The 14,216-nt window shown below is 40.7% G+C and carries 18 protein-coding genes and 1 riboswitch; of the genes, 4 read left to right on the top strand and 14 right to left on the bottom strand.

The genetic code is table 11. The features are described 5' to 3' along the window. Nucleotides 1-41: 41 nt before the first annotated feature. Entirely contained in the window at nucleotides 42-878 is an 837-nt protein-coding gene (locus ASC42_RS05780; protein WP_055440949.1) for a lipoate--protein ligase family protein, read from the bottom strand. A 126-nt stretch (nucleotides 879-1,004) separates the two neighbouring features. Between ASC42_RS05780 and ASC42_RS05785 the strand changes: the two genes are divergently transcribed. After that, nucleotides 1,005-1,376, top strand: a complete 372-nt coding sequence (locus ASC42_RS05785) for a rhodanese-like domain-containing protein (protein ID WP_032100032.1) — start codon at nucleotides 1,005-1,007, stop codon at nucleotides 1,374-1,376. 26 nt (nucleotides 1,377-1,402) lie between these two features. Here the strand turns inward: ASC42_RS05785 and gcvPB are convergent, their stop codons facing one another. Genes gcvPB through gcvT form a run of 3 tightly spaced genes read right to left on the bottom strand, consistent with a single transcriptional unit; the run spans nucleotide 1,403 to nucleotide 5,308 of the window. Further along, nucleotides 1,403-2,857, bottom strand: coding sequence for an aminomethyl-transferring glycine dehydrogenase subunit GcvPB (gcvPB, locus tag ASC42_RS05790; protein WP_055440950.1), 1,455 nt, complete (start codon nucleotides 2,855-2,857; stop codon nucleotides 1,403-1,405). Beyond that, nucleotides 2,850-4,196, bottom strand: coding sequence for an aminomethyl-transferring glycine dehydrogenase subunit GcvPA (gene gcvPA, locus ASC42_RS05795; protein ID WP_055440951.1), 1,347 nt, complete (start codon nucleotides 4,194-4,196; stop codon nucleotides 2,850-2,852). Before gcvPA ends, gcvPB begins: the two co-directional genes overlap by 8 nt. A 17-nt stretch (nucleotides 4,197-4,213) precedes the next feature. Then, nucleotides 4,214-5,308 carry a glycine cleavage system aminomethyltransferase GcvT gene (gcvT, locus tag ASC42_RS05800; RefSeq protein WP_055440952.1) on the bottom strand — a complete coding sequence of 365 codons (1,095 nt, stop codon included), beginning with the start codon at nucleotides 5,306-5,308 and terminating at the stop codon, nucleotides 4,214-4,216. Between the two features lie 143 nt (nucleotides 5,309-5,451). Then, nucleotides 5,452-5,540: riboswitch (glycine riboswitch) on the bottom strand. Between the two features lie 186 nt (nucleotides 5,541-5,726). Between gcvT and ASC42_RS05805 the strand changes: the two genes are divergently transcribed. Together ASC42_RS05805 and ASC42_RS05810 are read left to right on the top strand one after the other, a co-directional pair. Then, entirely contained in the window at nucleotides 5,727-7,370 is a 1,644-nt protein-coding gene (locus tag ASC42_RS05805) for a DEAD/DEAH box helicase (protein ID WP_055440953.1), read from the top strand. Beyond that, a complete protein-coding gene (locus tag ASC42_RS05810; RefSeq protein WP_055440954.1) occupies nucleotides 7,357-8,127 on the top strand; it encodes a YqhG family protein in 771 nt (256 codons plus the stop codon). Before ASC42_RS05805 ends, ASC42_RS05810 begins: the two co-directional genes overlap by 14 nt. A 14-nt stretch (nucleotides 8,128-8,141) precedes the next feature. Here the strand turns inward: ASC42_RS05810 and ASC42_RS05815 are convergent, their stop codons facing one another. The 10 genes from ASC42_RS05815 to ASC42_RS05860 all read right to left on the bottom strand — a co-directional run bounded on the left by ASC42_RS05815 (nucleotide 8,142) and on the right by ASC42_RS05860 (nucleotide 13,282). Continuing rightward, nucleotides 8,142-8,330: a YqzE family protein gene (locus ASC42_RS05815; protein ID WP_055440955.1), complete on the bottom strand. Its 189-nt coding sequence runs from the start codon at nucleotides 8,328-8,330 to the stop codon at nucleotides 8,142-8,144. Nucleotides 8,331-8,356: 26 nt separating this feature from the next. Then, entirely contained in the window at nucleotides 8,357-8,863 is a 507-nt protein-coding gene (locus ASC42_RS05820; RefSeq protein ID WP_055440956.1) for a shikimate kinase, read from the bottom strand. Nucleotides 8,864-8,877: 14 nt separating this feature from the next. After that, on the bottom strand, nucleotides 8,878-9,294 hold the full coding sequence (gene comGG / locus ASC42_RS05825) for a competence type IV pilus minor pilin ComGG (RefSeq protein ID WP_055440957.1): 417 nt from the start codon (nucleotides 9,292-9,294) through the stop codon (nucleotides 8,878-8,880). Beyond that, the gene (comGF, locus tag ASC42_RS05830; protein WP_032100039.1) at nucleotides 9,266-9,688 is read right to left on the bottom strand and encodes a competence type IV pilus minor pilin ComGF; all 423 of its coding nucleotides are present in this window, start codon (nucleotides 9,686-9,688) and stop codon (nucleotides 9,266-9,268) included. The genes comGG and comGF overlap by 29 nt, the downstream gene beginning before the upstream one ends. Beyond that, complete coding sequence (comGE, locus tag ASC42_RS05835; protein ID WP_055440958.1) at nucleotides 9,685-9,993, bottom strand: competence type IV pilus minor pilin ComGE; 309 nt, start codon at nucleotides 9,991-9,993, stop codon at nucleotides 9,685-9,687. Before comGE ends, comGF begins: the two co-directional genes overlap by 4 nt. Further along, complete coding sequence (gene comGD, locus ASC42_RS05840; protein ID WP_032100040.1) at nucleotides 9,977-10,414, bottom strand: competence type IV pilus minor pilin ComGD; 438 nt, start codon at nucleotides 10,412-10,414, stop codon at nucleotides 9,977-9,979. The genes comGE and comGD overlap by 17 nt, the downstream gene beginning before the upstream one ends. Further along, nucleotides 10,407-10,709, bottom strand: a complete 303-nt coding sequence (gene comGC, locus ASC42_RS05845; RefSeq protein WP_167338095.1) for a competence type IV pilus major pilin ComGC — start codon at nucleotides 10,707-10,709, stop codon at nucleotides 10,407-10,409. Before comGC ends, comGD begins: the two co-directional genes overlap by 8 nt. A 6-nt stretch (nucleotides 10,710-10,715) precedes the next feature. Then, entirely contained in the window at nucleotides 10,716-11,747 is a 1,032-nt protein-coding gene (gene comGB, locus ASC42_RS05850; protein WP_055440959.1) for a competence type IV pilus assembly protein ComGB, read from the bottom strand. Beyond that, nucleotides 11,731-12,801: a competence type IV pilus ATPase ComGA gene (comGA, locus tag ASC42_RS05855; RefSeq protein WP_082435697.1), complete on the bottom strand. Its 1,071-nt coding sequence runs from the start codon at nucleotides 12,799-12,801 to the stop codon at nucleotides 11,731-11,733. The genes comGB and comGA overlap by 17 nt, the downstream gene beginning before the upstream one ends. A 109-nt stretch (nucleotides 12,802-12,910) precedes the next feature. After that, nucleotides 12,911-13,282 carry a Spx/MgsR family RNA polymerase-binding regulatory protein gene (locus tag ASC42_RS05860; protein ID WP_055440961.1) on the bottom strand — a complete coding sequence of 124 codons (372 nt, stop codon included), beginning with the start codon at nucleotides 13,280-13,282 and terminating at the stop codon, nucleotides 12,911-12,913. A 189-nt stretch (nucleotides 13,283-13,471) separates the two neighbouring features. Between ASC42_RS05860 and ASC42_RS05865 the strand changes: the two genes are divergently transcribed. After that, nucleotides 13,472-14,170: a helix-turn-helix transcriptional regulator gene (locus ASC42_RS05865; RefSeq protein WP_055440962.1), complete on the top strand. Its 699-nt coding sequence runs from the start codon at nucleotides 13,472-13,474 to the stop codon at nucleotides 14,168-14,170. The last annotated feature ends 46 nt before the right edge of the window (nucleotides 14,171-14,216 follow it).

Here is a 14,216-nt window from a genome sequence, read left to right on the forward strand (position 1 = left end):
GATAATTAAGTCAAGCACTTTTTACTTGTCAAGAAAAAAATTTACCGTTTAAAATTCCATTCATCTGTTTCGTATTTGTTTTTCGCTAACTGCTGAACGTAAGCAAGCTCATCGTCTGTTAATTCATATCGTTCAAGCTGAATGTTTAAACCTTTTTCAAACCCTTTGAAAAACGCTTCTTTCGCCTCATCGATCGTAATTTTTCGATCAGTTAATTCATTCATTGCGACCGCTTTGTTTTTAAAGTTTTGTCGCAACCGCTCTTTTACTCGTTCATTCGGATACTTAAATAAGCGAAAAAGCATCTCTTCATCTAAGTCTAATAAAATCGAGCCATGTTGTAAAATGACACCTTTTTGCCGCGTTTGTGCACTACCGGCTACTTTTCTCCCTTCAACAACGAGCTCATACCAAGACGGTGCATCAAAACAAACAGCCGAGCGCGGATTTTTTAAATCCGCTTTTTCTTCTTCTGTTTTCGGCACTGCAAAATACGCATCAAGTCCGAGAAAGCGAAATCCTTCTAAAATGCCTTGCGAAATGACGCGATACGCCTCTGTCACCGTTTGTGGCATGTTTGGATGCGATTCAGACACGATGACGCTATACGTTAACTCTTGATCATGAAGCACACCGCGTCCACCTGTTGGACGTCTCACAAAACCAAGACCATATTTTTTGACCGCTTCCATATCAATTTCTTTTTCTACTTTTTGAAAATAGCCGATTGAAAGCGTCGGTGGATTCCAACCGTAAAAACGAATCGTTGGTGGAATTTTTCCTTCACTATGCCATTCTAACAACGCTTCATCAAGCGCCATATTAAACGCTGGGGAACAATTGCCTGAATCAATAAAACGCCATACTTCTTTTTCCATCTACCCCACCCTTTCCTCTATCATTTTATAGTGTAGCAAACACAATAAGTCAATGGAAAATGCTTTGCTTCTTGTCTAAAACATTTATATAATAGACATGGCAACGATGAAAAAAGGAGGGACACCATGACAATAGCTCTTATTATTCTCGGGGCAATTATTGTGTACGCGGTCATTACATACTTTTATCAGAAACGCATCGTTCAAACGCTGACAGAAGAAGAGTTTCGTGCAGGCTATCGCAAAGCACAGCTCATCGATGTTCGCGAACCCGATGAATACGCTGCCGGTCACATTTTAGGAGCACGTAATATTCCGCTTTCACAATTACGCTTGCGCATGAAAGAATTACGTAAAGATCAACCAATTTACTTATATTGCCAAAGCGGAATGCGCAGCAGTCGCGCTGCACAAATGTTGTATCGTAACGGCTACCGCGACTTATACCACTTAAAAGGCGGATTTAAAATGTGGACAGGAAAAGTGAAGAAAAAATAAGGTGCCAAGCAAAAACGCCTGGCACTTTATTTTTGATAACGCAAAATTGGTTTGCGAGCGGCCGTTGTTTCATCTAAGCGTCTCACAACCGTTGTATGTGGCGCTTCTTGAACGATTTCTGGCGTTTCCTCGGCTTCTTTCGCAATTTGAATCATCGCGTCAATAAACGCATCGAGCGTTTCTTTTGACTCGGTTTCCGTCGGCTCGATCATCATGCATTCTTCAACGATTAAAGGGAAGTAGATCGTTGGCGGATGGTAGCCGAAATCAAGCAAACGCTTTGCAATATCGAGCGTACGTACCCCTAATTTCTTTTGCCGCTTTCCTGATAACACAAATTCGTGTTTGCAATGGCGGTTGTATGGTAAGTCGTAATGTTCCGCTAAGCGACGCATCATGTAGTTAGCATTTAGTACCGCGTATTCTGTCACCGCTTTTAAGCCATCTGGACCCATCGAGCGAATATACGTATACGCGCGAACGTTAATGCCGAAGTTGCCATAAAACGGCTTCACACGCCCAATCGCTTGCGGTCTATCGTAGTCGAAATAGTAGCCGTTTTCCCCTTTTTCCACCGTCGGTTTCGGTAAATACGGAATGAGATCCGCCTTCACCCCAACAGGCCCCGAACCTGGACCACCGCCACCGTGTGGACCGGTAAACGTCTTATGAAGATTTAAATGAACGACGTCAAAGCCCATATCGCCAGGGCGAGCTTTACTTAACACCGCATTTAAGTTCGCGCCGTCATAGTACAGCTTTCCGCCTGCATGATGTACGATTTCTGCCATTTCTAGAATGTTTTCTTCAAAAAGACCGAGCGTATTTGGATTTGTAAGCATCAGCGCTGCCGTATCTGGGCCAACGACGCGACGTAAATCGTCTAAATCGACAAGCCCTTCTTCCGTCGATTTCACCGTCACCGTTTCAAAACCTGCCACCGTTGCCGACGCTGGATTTGTTCCATGCGCTGTATCTGGAACGATCACTTTCGTTCGATTGTAGTCGCCATTCGCTTCATGATAGGCGCGAATCATCATGAGCCCTGTCCATTCCCCATGCGCACCAGCGGCTGGCTGCAATGTCACCGCATCCATGCCGGTAATTTCTTTTAAATGCTCCTGTAAGTCATACATTAATTCAAGCGCCCCTTGCACTGTCTCTTCCGACTGAAGTGGATGAATGTGGGCAAATCCAGAAAAACGAGCAACGTTTTCGTTTATTTTTGGATTGTATTTCATTGTGCAAGATCCAAGCGGATAGAAGCCCGAATCGACCCCGTGATTGCGCTTTGATAACGCTGTATAATGACGCATAATGTCAAGCTCCGACACTTCTGGGAGTTCTGGTGCTTCTTTTCGAATGTAGTCAGTTGGGATGACTTGTGCAACATCGATAGCTGGCACGTCTAATTCCGGCAAGCTATATCCGATTCGCCCTGGCTTGCTTAATTCAAAAATAAGTGGTTGATCTTTATGCATGGCAATCCCCCAATTCTTTCACAAGCGTGTCGATTTCTTCTTTCGTGCGTAATTCCGTCACAGCAATTAACATACAGTTTTGTAGTTCTGGATCATCACGCCCGAGATCGTAGCCACCGATGATTCCTTTTTCTAACAGCTTTTTATTTACTTCCGCTACCGGCTTGTTCATGCGGACGACAAGTTCATTAAAAAACGGTCCCGTAAATACGACATGAAAACCATTGTTGACAAATGCCTCTTTTGCATAGTGTGCTTTTTGAATATTCATCGTCGCCATTTCTTTCACGCCATTTTTGCCGAGCGCTGTCATCGCCACAGATGCAGCAAGGGCGTTTAACGCTTGGTTGGAGCAAATATTCGATGTTGCTTTGTCGCGGCGAATGTGCTGTTCGCGCGCTTGTAATGTCAAGACGAAACCACGGCGACCTTCTTCGTCCGTCGTTTGTCCGACAAGACGTCCTGGAATTTTACGCATCAGTGCCGATTTCACCGCAAAATAACCGCAATGCGGACCGCCAAATTGCGTTGGAATACCAAATGGTTGAGCGTCACCAACAACGATATCTGCACCAAACTGTCCTGGTGGCGTTAATACCCCTAACGCGAGCGGATTGCTTGCGACAACGAACATTCCTTTATGCGCATGGGCAATTGGCTCCATCTCTTTTAGCGGTTCAATTTGTCCGAAAAAGTTTGGATATTGCACAATGACGCATGCGACATCTTCATCCATCTCTTTTTGCAGTGCATCCACATCCGTCACACCGTTTTTATACGGAATTTCTACGATTTCAAGCCCCGGACCTTTCGCGTACGTTTTCACGACGTCCCGATATTCAGGATGCACCGCATTTGATAATAACACCTTTTTCTTTTTCGTATGCGCCGCGCTTAATAACGCTGCTTCTGCTAGCGCTGTTCCACCGTCATACATCGATGAGTTCGCTACATCCATGCCTGTTAATTCACAAATCATCGTTTGGAATTCGAAAATCGCTTGAAGTTCCCCTTGCGAAATTTCTGGCTGATACGGTGTATATGCGGTGTAAAACTCCGAACGTGAAATGACGTGATCAACAATCGTCGGAATGTAATGGTCGTACACCCCCGCTCCTAAAAACGACGTGTACGTCTTCATATCCGCATTTTTCGCCGCTAGTGCCATCAACTCTTTCATTAACTCCGGTTCAGATTTTGCTGGTTTAATGTTGTACTCACCTTGAAAACGAACGCTTTCTGGAATATCAGCAAATAGTTCGTCAATCGATTGTACCCCGATCGTTTGTAACATTTGTTGCTTATCTTCTTCCGTCATTGGCAAATAACGATGAAGCATAACTCTCTCTCCTCACATTATTTTGTGCGCTTATAAAACGGTGTCGCCACCACTTTCGCCTTTAATCGCTTTCCACGAACATCTACTTCTACTTCTGTATCAAGTACCGAAAACGCAGGAGGAATAAGCGCCAATCCAATATTCTTTTTGAGCGTCGGTGATTGTGTCCCGGTCGTGACAACGCCAATTTGCTCATCGTTTCCATATACAGCATATCCGTGACGTGGGATACCTTTATCGATCATTTCGATTCCGACAAGTTTCCGCGGCGCTCCTTCTTCTTTTTGTTTTCTTAACACTTCTTTTCCGAAAAAGTCGACGTCTTTATTCGTTTTGACCGCAAAACCAAGCCCTGCTTCAATTGGCGTAATGTCTTTTGATAACTCTTGTCCATATAGTGGCAAGCACGCTTCAAAACGAAGTGTATCGCGTGCACCAAGTCCACACGGAAGTACCCCTTCTTCTTTTCCTGCCTCTAAAATGGCTCGCCAAAGCGTTTGGGCATCTTCTGCTCTACAATATAGCTCAAATCCATCTTCTCCTGTATATCCTGTCCGCGACACGAGCGTTTGAACCCCTGCCACATCGACGTGATCGGCAAAAGTGAAAAATTTCATTGCGGATAAATCGATCGTTGTTAATGGCTGTAATACTTTTTCCGCAAGTGGCCCTTGTAACGCCAGTTGTGCAATATCGTTTGATATATTGACAAGCTCGACATCACCAACGACATGCTCACATAGCCAAGCAAAATCTTTTTCAATATTTGCAGCATTTACGACAAGCAAATAATGGTCGTCTGCTTTTTTATAAATTAACAAATCATCAACCGTTCCGCCGTCTTCGTAACACATGAGCGTATATTGGGCGCGACCGTCTGTTAATTTCGAAACATCATTTGTCATCATTTTTTGTAAAAAAGCAAGACTATCTTTTCCTTTGACTTCAAACTCACCCATATGCGACACATCAAATAATCCTGCGCGCGTCCGTACCGCTTCATGTTCTTCTTTAATACTAGAAAATTGCACAGGCAACTCCCAACCGCCAAAATCAATCGTTTTTGCGCCATACTCTGCATACAGAGGAAATAGTGGCGTTCTTTGTAACATATGCTCCCCTCCTCGTTCATAAAAAAAGACAGACGACTCCCATATTGTCATATGGTAGTCTCTGTCCTTTCACCTGAAAGTTTCCCTACATTGCATAGGTGTCCTCGTGGGTGGTTCACGTCTGTGAACGCTCTCCAGAGCCGCGTCAAACAAGAGTTCTTTTGCCTGAGAGATTCGTGTTGCCACTTGCTCCTTCGGCGCTACATCTCGTAGTCTCTCCCCTTGTTCTCATCCGCCCGTATACAATTATCATTCTTGTGCCACACTACATGTAAACACGTAATGAAACAATTTTACAAACTTTCTTACGTTTTTTATTATCTTATAACTTCTCGTTTGTCGCAACACCTTTTTATAAATAAAATACGTAAATTTATTTCGTTTTAAATAAAAATGTTCGGAAAATGAGGGATACGTTATGAACGTCACAATGCATTGGGAGAGAAGTTGGAAGAATGAATTTGCCACACGTATCGAACGTGACGGTCCGTGGTCAAACTGGGAGTTGTATGAACTAGCGCTTGAAGCAACGAAAGCGTTAACCATCCCTCAGTTTGATGGGCTACAAGCTCCAAAACATTTGCCGCATATGACTATTTTACCCCATCAATATGACGTTGCTCGTCAAGTGGTTGAACAAATGAACGGAAAAGCCATTTTAGCTGATGAAGTCGGGCTAGGAAAGACGATTGAAGCAGGATTAATTTTAAAAGAATATATGATTCGTGGACTTGTGAAAAAGGCGCTTATTCTCGTTCCAGCTTCTCTCGTTTCACAATGGGTACAAGAATTAAATGAAAAATTTTTCATTCCCGCCGTTGCCCAAAAGAAAAGTTACGTATGGGAGCAGTGCGATGTGGTTGTTTCATCGATAGATACCGCGAAAAAACAACCACATCGGGACATCATTTATAGCCAATCATACGATATCGTTATTATTGATGAAGCACACAAGTTAAAAAACAATAAAACGAAAAATTATGAATTTGTTCAAGGGCTGAAAAAAAAGTTTTGTTTACTATTAACAGCAACGCCCATTCAAAATCGTGTCGAAGAAATTTTTCATCTCGTTTCCCTACTGAAACCAGGACATTTAGGGAATGCCGAACAATTTCAAAAAAGATACGGGAAATTGCGTACATTACACGATGACGTCCATTTAAAAGAGCTCATTCGCAAAGTAATGATTCGTCATCGTCGCCACGATACAGGAATTGAATGGACAAAGCGACACGTTGAAACGATTTTCATTGATTTTTCGGAAGCTGAGCGAAATGTATATGAAAAAATTCGACAGTTCAAATCTCCTTTGTTAGATACATCGCTGTCACATATGACGTTATTGCGTGAAATATGTAGCAGTAAAGAAGCGCTTTTCTGCACGCTAAAAAATATGCTTGAACGTCAACCTCATATTGAAGCAACAATTGGTACATTGTTACAAACAATGAATGACATTGCCGAACATACAAAAGCGAAAAAAGCGTTAGAGCTCATTCAAACCATAAACGATAAAGTCATTGTCTTTACAGAATATCGCGCCACACAGTTGTATTTGCAATGGTTTTTTAAACAGCATGGTGTCTCTTCCGTACCGTTTCGCGGTGGATTTAAACGAAGTAAAAAAGATTGGATGAAAGAACTATTTCAACATCGTGCTCAAGTGTTGATCGCTACAGAAGCAGGGGGGGAAGGAATTAACTTACAATTTTGCAATCATGTTATCAACTATGATTTGCCTTGGAACCCTATGCGTCTAGAACAGCGAATCGGACGCGTTCATCGTCTCGGCCAAACGAAAGATGTCCACATTTATAATTTTGTCGTGCGCAATACGGTCGAAGAACATATATTTACGTTACTGTACGAAAAAATTCGTCTATTTGAACGGGTGGTTGGTGAACTGGATGATATTTTAATGAAGCTACAATCTCCTGCATTTTCAAGCCATTTAGAACGCATGATTGCTCAGTCCAAAAGCGAAGGGGAATTAAAAATTAAAATGCAAAATTTTGTAGAAATTTTTATGAACATGGAGGATAGTGCGCATGCAGCAACATGATATTCAATCTTTTCTCGAACGTTTTTTTACAGCTACCCATTGCCATATTTTAGAACGTAGCGATGGACATATACGCGTTCAACTCACCGCCGAAATGGATAAACAATTAATGAATCGTCCATTTTATTGGCATTACATGGAACGCATCGGCGCTATAGGTGAACCATTGCAATTGTCGCTTATTACGAAACCATCAGCTACAAAAGAAGGAGAATATATTCATTTCGGTTCACCACGTCTTCACCAAATTTTTTCGATTGCTAAAATGAACGGTCGATTCATTCGCCTGTATGAGCAAGTATCCGAACGATCCGTCGCTCTTCATCCATGGCTTCATACGAACATATTGCTTTCATATGAGTGCGATCGAAAACAAGATCGCCTATTATCATTAGGCATCCATCTGATTAGTGGAACGATTGTTGAATCATTTTACAACGTGTTAAAAGAAAAACAATGGACAGCAACAGTACCTGATTATTGCTTTACCATTTCTCCACTGATTAAACCGCTCAGCGGATTGGGGCGAATCGAAGCTTTTGTTGAACGTCTAATCGCATCTGAAACGCATCATTGGGCGGATGAAGCACGAGCGCGTTGGAAAGAAGAATTAGCATTACTGAAACATTTTTACGAGGGCATCGAAGAAAAACAAGAAGAATATGAAAAAGAAAAAGAAGCATTGCGCCAAAGATATGAACCGAGAATTCATATGTCAGTCATCAATGGTGGATTGTTTTATTTACAAGCGAAATAAGGCTAACACAAGCCTTATTTTCGCTTAAATAAAAGGATAATAGCATACGGAATGACGCCGAACCAACGGTATAAAAACGGTTGCTTTTGTTGTTTTTTAAACTCCTTCTTTTGTTGCCTTTGTTTTTTCCGTTCGTCTTTCGGTTGATCTAAATATTTTACGACTTGTTCGGTCATAAATTTCACATAGTCGTTTCCTGCCATCGTTCATCACCTCGATACTAGTATCGTCAAATACGAGACGATTTAAGCATGAGGACAATGTTTTCTACAATGTCATCTACCGTGCGATTTGTTGTGTCAATTGTTATATGCGCTTCATGATACCACGGAAGCCTTTGTTCAAATAGCTGTTTCATTTTCTTTTGTTTATTTTCCATCAATAGCGGTCTGGTCGCATCATCACCTAACCGCTGAAGCAATTCATGTAACTCGCAATGCAAGTAAATGACGATCCCATGCTTGCGCATAAATTGACGATTTTCTTCTTGAATCACAATTCCGCCGCCTGTTGTGATGACGACATGTTCCGTTGGAAGCTTCTTTAATACTTCCCGCTCATACGCACGAAACGCCTCTTCCCCCTCTTCTGCAAAAATCGCCGCAATCGTTTTTCCGACTTGTTGTTCAATGTATGCATCTGTATCTATCACAGGTAGCTGCAACACTTCTCCTAACCGTTTTCCAACCGTCGTCTTTCCTGCTCCCATAAACCCTGTTAAGTAAATCGCTTTCATGTTCTCTCTCCTCTCTAGTACAGTTCTTTCCATGCCGATATGCTGTTCGTTAAGGAATGATACTGAAATTGAACGTCATAACGAAATTGTCTACTCGTTACACATGATACGGTTACAGACCACATCGTAGATCCGATTCGTGTTGCGTGATACGCTGCTTGTCCATGAACAAATAAAATTGTTTGGCTTAATGATGACACGTTTTCTGGTGCGTTGACAAGCGCTTGTTTCACATAAATGAGCGTATGTTTCATTAAATAATCCGCTTCATACCATTTCTTTTCTTCTTCAAAAAACTGTATTTCTGCATCGTACAATGTAACAGAATGAAGAAAAAGAGCACTAATCAATAATGCACACATAATGGTGAACGGAAAAATAACACCCTGTTCATTTTTTATGTTAACGAAAAAATGGGATAAACGCTTCATATAATTCTCCTTTATCCGTTAATACACGAATACGAATGCCTGTTTGTTCTTGTTCATACGATACTCGTTGAATAGATTGAAGCATGATTTCATGACCGGTAGCATTCACACGCCGCCGAATGATCGTTCCATATTTTTCGTACGTCACACGCTCACCTGTCCATTTATCGAATTGAATCGTCGTTCCGTATATACGAACGTCCTTCGATTCCCTTAGCTCAATTTTTGCTTGTTGAATAAAAACAAGCCATTCAAAATAGTGAAAGTTTCCATGCTTTACAGTATAATTCGAAGCTAAATGGAACGATGTGGTCAATAAAAATAAAATGATAAAGAAAACAGTAAGCGACATGAGTACTTCAACTAACGTAAATCCTTTTTCTTTTTGCATCATTGCAACAATGTCTCACATCTTTCTTTTGTTCGTTTCAACCTATCTTCCCAGCGAACACATCGCTTATTTGAACGTATAAATAATGAAAATGTATGTGCACCTCGTACAATGACCGTTTCGTTTTCAACGCGCTCGTTCATCATTGCCTCATATAAAATTTGATTGGCGATCGTTTCTACTTTTTTGTTTTCTCTTTCTATTAAAATCACCGTCCAATGAGCAACGATGACGGCGATTAAACCACTCCATAAACTAAGTGAAAAGAGCAGTTCAAAAAATGTAAAACCATTACAATTTTTGGACATACAATCTCCCTTTCCCTAATTGAAAAACTATTTTATATTTTTTCCCACCGTATGCGATAAGCAACGTTCCGGCCTTGTTGATATTACCATTTGGATAATAAAACAACGGTGGAGATAGTGTAGCCATTTGAAACTGGAAAGGAGATGGAAAGGAACGAGCGATCAGTTCCTTTCCAAACGTTCCTCCTTCTCTTACTTGATAGCGACACGTATCAAAATAAAACATAATAGCTACCGTCTTTTTCCGACTGATGGCGTATTGTTGCGCATATAACATATCGTTACTAAACTGTTCTAAAAAATATTGTAGTTGTCGTTCAGCTAACACTTGTTGAAGTGGTGGAACGGTAAAAATCGTAATGGTTGTCACAATAAAAAGAACGATTAACATTTCTACGAGCGTAAATCCTCGTTCATTCACTCTCTAAAACGTTCCCTTCATTCGTAATGACAATCGTTTTTCCGTTCGGACAACGATTGCTTTCAATATATTTTCCATCTACTAACTGTTGTACAGTCGGGATCGTTCCATGCTCCATTTCATATGCTTTCACCTGAGACTGAACCATTTTGATAAATGCTGAACATCCTTTATTGTTAATCATGCTGTTATGTTTTGTCACATTTGGGATTGTAATTAAAATTAAAATCGTGATCACCATTAACACAATTAACATCTCGATTAATGTAAATCCTTTCTCATTTCGCATATGCATCCCCCATCATATGTGATTTAACAATTGAAAAATAGGCCACAGCATAGCCATATACATAAGAACAACGAAAATGCCAATAAAACTAAGCAACAGTGGTTGAATGATATATACAATTTTTTTTAGACGGTTTTCAAGTTTTTGCAATGAAAACTGGCTGTAATGAAATAATTCTTGAACTAATTCTCCATTAGACTGACCGTGACGAATGACGAAAGGTAGTTCTTGTTCGTAATACTTCCGTTGCTGAACGATTTCATCCAACTTTTCGCCTGCACATAACTGCTGTTTCATGATTTTCGCTTCCTCTTTCAGTAGCGGAAGGTGGGATTGGTGTTCAAAAATTTGCAGCGCCTCATAAATAGATAACCCTCCTTTTAACAAATGACTTAATTGCAACGAAAATACTTGTGTATGGAAGGAAACGATCCATGAGCGCACGATTGGAATTTTCATGAACATATTCATTTTTTTATAAATAGGCCATGAACGAATGAAAAAAAAGTAAAACAATCCGAACAAAATGAGCATCGTGAACACAATAGAAAATATACGAGGAAGCCATACAGCAACAGAAAAAATGAAGGTAGAAAAAGCAGAGCGAGCATGAAACGAAGAAAGGAGATGGGAAAACTGCGGAGCTAACACTTGCTGAAATATGAAAAACATTGCCATACAAAAACTAAAAAGAAACAACGGGTAGCGTAACATACGCTTCACTTGCTCGACGTAACGTGCTCTCATTTGTCCGATCTCCCCGGCCTCAATAAATCCGTGAGCAAGTTGACCGTGTTGTTCAGCAAAAAACACATATCCTAAAAGATGAGAATGAAATTGCATGCGTGAAAAAACTTCATGAATGGGCACACCAGCTCGCAATGCATGCATACAATCATCTAAATCTTTTTGTTTTGCTGCAGATTGTTGAATTTGTAAAAACTCAATGGCTTGGGCAAGCGAATACCCTTTACTAAGCAATTTCCCTAATTGAATGAAAAACAAACTTTGCTCTTGTAACGACCAATTACAACGTCGCTTCATCTAACAACCAACTTTCGATGACACTCTCATGTAAAAAACCGAGCGCAATCCCTTTTTTAATAACATCTTTTAGCCGAGTGTACACGTATGTCGCTTGCTCTCCTTTTGCTGCTCGTATCGCTTGCGCCAGTTCACTTCCGTATAGTAATTCATAAACACCAGCTCGCCGAACAGGTCGGTACTGTCGGCAAAAAGATGAGCATTCTCCCGCACAGAACGGACATTTCAGTTGCACAAGACGTTGGGCTGTGACAGCAACTAACGTTTGCGCCATTTCTTGAAATGGTACACCAAACTCAAGAAGACGATAAATGGCTCCAACAGCATCTTTCGTATGCATCGTTGTCAGTACAAGATGTCCCGTAAGCGCTGCACGTACAGCTATTCGTGCAGTTTCGGCATCTCGAATTTCCCCTACCATAATCACATCTGGATCGTGGCGCAAAATTGCTTTTAACCCTGCAGCATACGTAATCCCAGCTTTTTCATTAACTTGTACTTGCAACACATCTTCCGCTCGCTTTTCAACCGGATCTTCTAATGTAATGACATTTCGTTGAAAATGATGGCGACATACGTTTAACAAACTGTATAGCGTCGTCGTTTTCCCAGATCCTGTTGGTCCCGTGAAAATAATAAGCCCATGGGAATAATTTAATAACGCGAGCAACTTTTTTACTGTTGAAGGAAATAGCGCGAGTTGTTTGAGCGGAAGAAATGAATGTAACGGAAGCAAGCGAATGACTAAACTTTCGTCATAAATGGTAGGCAATGTTGACAAACGAAGATGGACAGTTGCGTGGGCAATGTTCATTTCCATCGCTCCACTTTGTGGGCGGCGACGTTCACCAATGTCCATATCAGCCAGAAACTTAAAGTGTGCAAGCAAACGTTCGCACGTTTGTTTTGATAACACATTTTTTGTAACGAGCATCCCTCCTAATCGAAATTGAACAAGCGCATCTTGCTTACGCGGAACGATATGAATGTCAGAAGCTTGAAGAATGTAAGCATCTTCAATTAGTCGATCCGCCAACTGCTCGATTGTTTGCAATGCTATCCTCCTTTCTTTATTTTTCGCCTTCATTATTCAACATTTTTCGGCAAACTCCTTCTTCTTTCGTAAAAAAATTCAAAAAAAATATTCACCCATAGGGTGAACGTTACGAGACACAAACACGACGATATTTTTTTGCCATGTTTTTTAACGCTGACGGATTATAGCCGACAACGAGCCGTTTGCCGTCAGTGACGATTGGACGGCGAAGGAGACGAGGTTCTTTCACAAGCAGCTCAACAACTTTTGATAAAGGCCAGTCCTCCACATTTTCACCAAGTTGCTTAAATGACTGACTGCGTGTCGCTAAAATTTCATCGATCCCTTCCGTCGTTAACGATAATAAGTGCAATAATTCTTCATATGTCGGTGTTTCACGAAATAAATGACGCTCATGAAATTCAATATTGTTTGTACATAACCACTTTTTTGTTTTTCGACACGATGTACAACTTGGATACATGTATACAGTAAGCATAACAACACACTCCTTTCTCCATCCTTGTTACACATATTGTATAACTTTTGTTTAACATTTGTACAGTAATTTGTTTTAAAACTTTGTGAACGTTGCAAAAAGATAGGAATAAAGTTGTATATATGCATTTCCATTGTGAAAATACATGTATTATAATGTAAATGAATGAATCTATAGGAGTGAGACATAATGGATCAAGTATTAAAAATTACAAGCGTCCTTGCCGATCCGACTCGTTACGACATTTATCAGTATATCGCTCGAAAACATCAAGAAGTAACCGTTCAAGAAATCGCTGATGCTTTTCATATTCATCCGAACGTTGCTCGTCTTCATTTAACGAAGTTAGAAGATGTAAATATGCTTGTATCCGAAACAAAAAAAACAGGAAAAGGTGGAAGACCGAGCCGACTATACCGCCTGTCCGATGATGTCATCCAACTTCATTTTCCATTTCGCGATTACCAACTGTTATCAAAAATCGCTATCCAAGCGATGATGAAACTTGGAGACGCAGGGAAACAAGCGTTGTATGAAACAGGAAAGCTATTCGGACAAGAACTTGTACAACAGCACGTGCAATCGATGCAAGCACTTGAGCAGTTAAGCGTGGAAGAAAAAATGAACATTTTACAAAAAGCAGCCGAAGCCGCTGGATTTTATCCGACATTCCATTACAGTGAAAATCAAGGGAAAATTTATTTTGAAATTTTCAACTGCCCGTTTAAAGAACTTGCTTTTACGCATCCAGACTCGGTTTGCTATATGCATAACGCCTTTTTAAAAGGAATGCTAGAAGTGTTATTTACAAACGCTGAACTTGTGACAGAAGAAATTATGCCATCAGGATGTAATTCGTGCACGTATCAAGCCATTCTTAAAAAATAGAACGTTTACACAACCATTTCGATTACATTATAATAAGTAAGGGAAA

Source organism: Anoxybacillus suryakundensis, assembly GCF_001418025.1.
Taxonomy (GTDB): Bacteria; Bacillota; Bacilli; order Bacillales; family Anoxybacillaceae; genus Anoxybacillus; species Anoxybacillus tengchongensis.

Bases quoted from the DNA above. Each gene is read 5' to 3' on its own strand.
- ASC42_RS05810 (WP_055440954.1), top strand. From the start codon at position 7,357: ATGCAGCAACATGATATTCAATCTTTTCTCGAACGTTTTTTTACAGCT.
- comGG (WP_055440957.1), bottom strand. From the start codon at position 9,294: ATGAAGCGTTTATCCCATTTTTTCGTTAACATAAAAAATGAACAGGGT.
- ASC42_RS05785 (WP_032100032.1), top strand. From the start codon at position 1,005: ATGACAATAGCTCTTATTATTCTCGGGGCAATTATTGTGTACGCGGTC.
- gcvPA (WP_055440951.1), bottom strand. From the start codon at position 4,196: ATGCTTCATCGTTATTTGCCAATGACGGAAGAAGATAAGCAACAAATG.
- ASC42_RS05860 (WP_055440961.1), bottom strand. From the start codon at position 13,282: ATGCTTACTGTATACATGTATCCAAGTTGTACATCGTGTCGAAAAACA.
- comGC (WP_167338095.1), bottom strand. From the start codon at position 10,709: ATGCATATGCGAAATGAGAAAGGATTTACATTAATCGAGATGTTAATT.
- comGE (WP_055440958.1), bottom strand. From the start codon at position 9,993: ATGTCCAAAAATTGTAATGGTTTTACATTTTTTGAACTGCTCTTTTCA.
- comGB (WP_055440959.1), bottom strand. From the start codon at position 11,747: ATGAAGCGACGTTGTAATTGGTCGTTACAAGAGCAAAGTTTGTTTTTC.
- comGF (WP_032100039.1), bottom strand. From the start codon at position 9,688: ATGATGCAAAAAGAAAAAGGATTTACGTTAGTTGAAGTACTCATGTCG.
- ASC42_RS05865 (WP_055440962.1), top strand. From the start codon at position 13,472: ATGGATCAAGTATTAAAAATTACAAGCGTCCTTGCCGATCCGACTCGT.
- ASC42_RS05820 (WP_055440956.1), bottom strand. From the start codon at position 8,863: ATGAAAGCGATTTACTTAACAGGGTTTATGGGAGCAGGAAAGACGACG.
- gcvPB (WP_055440950.1), bottom strand. From the start codon at position 2,857: ATGCATAAAGATCAACCACTTATTTTTGAATTAAGCAAGCCAGGGCGA.
- ASC42_RS05805 (WP_055440953.1), top strand. From the start codon at position 5,727: ATGAACGTCACAATGCATTGGGAGAGAAGTTGGAAGAATGAATTTGCC.
- gcvT (WP_055440952.1), bottom strand. From the start codon at position 5,308: ATGTTACAAAGAACGCCACTATTTCCTCTGTATGCAGAGTATGGCGCA.
- ASC42_RS05815 (WP_055440955.1), bottom strand. From the start codon at position 8,330: ATGGCAGGAAACGACTATGTGAAATTTATGACCGAACAAGTCGTAAAA.
- ASC42_RS05780 (WP_055440949.1), bottom strand. From the start codon at position 878: ATGGAAAAAGAAGTATGGCGTTTTATTGATTCAGGCAATTGTTCCCCA.